This is a genomic window from Desulfobacter sp. UBA2225 (assembly GCF_002348205.1).
Classification (GTDB): domain Bacteria; phylum Desulfobacterota; class Desulfobacteria; order Desulfobacterales; family Desulfobacteraceae; genus Desulfobacter; species Desulfobacter postgatei.
In genome coordinates this window covers 1,919-5,218 of the sequence record NZ_DDYV01000059.1, presented here as the reverse complement: position 1 = coordinate 5,218, position 3,300 = coordinate 1,919, and the positions used below count along the sequence as shown (strand labels likewise).

3 protein-coding genes are annotated in these 3,300 nt (G+C 49.5%); 1 reads left to right on the top strand and 2 read right to left on the bottom strand.

Annotated features, from left to right (window positions below; translation table 11 throughout):
• Nucleotides 1-1,470: circularly permuted type 2 ATP-grasp protein (locus B3D59_RS03240; RefSeq protein WP_286817669.1), on the bottom strand; the 1,470-nt coding region annotated here is incomplete at its 3' end.
• 478 nt (nucleotides 1,471-1,948) lie between these two features.
• Here B3D59_RS03240 and B3D59_RS03235 point away from each other — a divergent pair.
• On the top strand, nucleotides 1,949-2,494 hold the full coding sequence (locus B3D59_RS03235; protein ID WP_286817667.1) for a CBS domain-containing protein: 546 nt from the start codon (nucleotides 1,949-1,951) through the stop codon (nucleotides 2,492-2,494).
• Nucleotides 2,495-2,590: 96 nt separating this feature from the next.
• On the opposite strand, the gene B3D59_RS03230 is transcribed toward B3D59_RS03235, so the two are convergent.
• A partial coding sequence (locus B3D59_RS03230) for a sodium ion-translocating decarboxylase subunit beta (protein WP_286817666.1) occupies nucleotides 2,591-3,300 on the bottom strand: 710 nt, incomplete at its 5' end.

Genomic DNA, 3,300 nt, shown 5'->3' with positions numbered 1-3,300 from the left:
CCGGGACAATCCACCGGACATGACCGCAGCTTCCACCTGATCCGAGATTTTTGCAGGCGCAGTACCGGCATTTTCAGTGATGGAGGTAGAGAAGATACGCACAGCTGTGTGCCTGTTTTTCACCCCCTGTTCCAACCAGGCCGGCACGGTAAAAGGCTCAACCGGATAATGGCCGGCCCAGGCATAGGGCGTGGCCTGGATGGCATTAATCAGTTCTTCTTTGTTAGGCCCGGCCAGGAATCGGGTATGCACCACCCGGGTATGGGCCGGGCTGAACGCGCTGTAAAGGGTCATGGCGCGGGTATTGCTTTTTATCTCTTCCACCACCCGAAGCTGGGTATCCGGGGTTCCCAGCCAGAAGGAATCGATATTTTCAAGGATCAGGGGCTCGCCCAGAATGTCCCGGCATAACGTTGGCAGCAGGGCGAACAGGCCCGGAGATTCAAGAACACCGGACCCAAGCGCATTGCTTATAGCCACATTGCCTGCCCTGACCGCCTGAACCAGGCCGGGGATACCGGGAAATGTCCGGCTCGTGCTAAGCAGGGGATCACAGGCATAATCCGGAACCCGGCGCAAAATGACATCGACCCGCTGGAGACCGCCCAGAGTCTTAAGAAACACCCAGTCCCCTCTAGTGGTCAGATCATTGGTCTCCACCAGGGTATAGCCCAGATACCTTGCCAGAAAAACCTGCTCAAAATAATGGGCTCCGGAAGGGCCTTCACAGAGCATCACAATGCGGGGCTCCTGGTGTTTCTGACCGGAAATTCCCATCAGGGACAGATTAAGGTACTTAAAAAACGGGGCCAACCGCTGGACCTTTCTGGAGTGAAACATCCTGGGCAGAATCCGGGTAAGGATAACGCGATTTTCCAGGGCATATCCGATCCCGGCCGGTGCCTGGGTCCCATGGAACGCCACCTGCCACCTGCCATCGGCCAGGCGGATGAGATCCGAAGAAAACAGGTGGTGATCCGGAGTAACGCGATCCGGACCAAACCGGCACTGACGAAGGAATCCTGGATTACCAAAGATCAGTTCCGCAGGCAGTACCCGTTTTTTGATAAACTCCTGGCGACCGTAGATGTCTCTAAAAATCAAGGCCAACAGCTTTGTACGTTGCTGAATGCCGTGCTCAAGGATCTGCCAGGTGTGGCTTGAAATGGGTAGGGGAATGGGGTCAAGTGCCCAGGGCCGTTCTGTGGCGCTTTTCGGATTAAAAACATTGTAGGCAGAGCCGTGTTCCTGGATAATCTGACGTGCTTTTTTCCAGCGCTGGGACAGTTCGACGGTTCCCAGGCTGTTAAGATATTCGGTCAGGCCATCCCAATGAGGGGGCATCTTACCGGTGCTTAGATCAACGGCTGTGCTCTGTTCTAATATATCTGTGGTAAATACCGGGATGACAGGTTTGTCCCCGGACGGTCCCGGGTCATCCCCGGGGATGGGTTCATTAGTCGGACGCATTCAGTTATGTCTACACTGTTTTCAACGTATTCCTACCAAAGCGGAATCTACCATAATTGCCATATTTAAAAGGTTCCCACTATAATTTATTCCCCTCAAAGACACAAGATCAAAAGACCGGTTTTACAGACAATCGCAGAAAACAGCACGGGCTGACCTGTTTTTTCACCGTGGCTCTATCCACAACGAAAATTGTAAGTTCTGTGCAGATTATACAACTATTTCTTATATAATGAAGGGAATCAATCAATGACGAAAAATCTTTTTAATTCGAACTTTGACAGGGTCAAATTACCTATAAAGCTTGACTTCCCATATTTTTCTCATATAATTCTAGAAAATAGTCATGGGCTGACCTGACATATCAACTACCAGGCATAGCACACAAAAAAAGCTTTAAAGATCTGAGTAACTTACCCAGACTTTTTTATAAAATCATCATAATTAAGGCCATTAATACCTTTTTGAGGAGAATGCGATGAAAGAAATTCTAATAAAAACGGTTATGATCCCCTTACCTGACTATGTGACCATCAAGGAAACGGATACCGTTTATGATATGTTCCAGGTTCTGGAAAAAAACAAACCAGATGGCCACCACTCCCACAGGGATGTTATTGTCGTCGACGACAATGGCAAATTCAAGGGAAAAGTTACCATGATTGATATTTTTAGAACCCTTGAGCCCAATTATAACAAGGTCTTTAAAAACTATAAAGATGGTACACTGACTAGAGATTACGTGATTAATGCTATGCGGGATTTTAACCTCTGGATGGAGCCCGTGCGGAACCTTTGCGAACGCGGCGCTGGCATCAAGATTTCTGAAATCATGCACGTACCTAGCAAGGCTGAATACCTCCAGGAGAACGATTCCCTGGAAAAAGCGCTGCATGAATATGTTATGGGGGCTCACCAGCCTTTGATCGTAAAAAACGGCGACACGGTCACCGGTGTTCTTAGATTCGGTGATTTGTTTGAGGTGATCAGAGAACATATGCTGGCCTGCCCGCTTTCCAAATAATGTGCACGCCGAACACCCATAAAAGCCGGGTGCCCGTCTGATTTCCTACCACACGATGTGTAAGAGCGATGAAAAGAAAACCTGGGGTGATCACGATCACCCCCCTAAAAGGGTTAAAAAAATACCGGCCGCAATCACGGTGCCGATAACACCTGCCACGTTCGGCCCCATGGCATACATGAGAAGATAATTTTTCTTATCCGCTTCCATACCCACCTTATGAACCACCCTGGCAGCCATGGGGACGGCAGAAACACCGGCTGCGCCCAGCAGTGGGTTAATTTTATTTTTGGAAAAAATGTTCATGAGCTTGGCCAGAAGGATCCCTGTCATGGTGGAGATCACAAAAGCAAAAAGCCCCAGACAAAAAACAAATATCACCTGGGGCCTTAAAAAATTCTCCGCATTCATGGTTGCGCCTACTGATACCCCAAGAAAGATGGTAACAATATTCATCAGTTCGTTCTGGGCGGCATCGTGCAGACGTCCTACCACGCCGGATTCCCTGAACAGGTTCCCCAGCATGAACATGGCGATCAACGGCGCTGATGCCGGGACCAGCAGGATGATGACAAAGGTGGAGACAATGGGAAAGAGTATTTTTTCAAGCGTTCCCACCTTTCTACCCTTGACCATGCGGATTCGTCTTTCCTCTGCAGTGGTTAGAAGCTTCATCACCGGGGGCTGGATAATAGGCACAAGGGCCATGTAGGAATAGGCTGCCACAGCACAGACCCCTAAAAGGGAGGGGGCCAGTTTGGATGCCAGAAATATGGTGGTGGGCCCGTCTGCACCACCGATAATAC

Bases quoted from the DNA above. Each gene is read 5' to 3' on its own strand.
- B3D59_RS03235 (WP_286817667.1), top strand. From the start codon at position 1,949: ATGAAAGAAATTCTAATAAAAACGGTTATGATCCCCTTACCTGACTAT.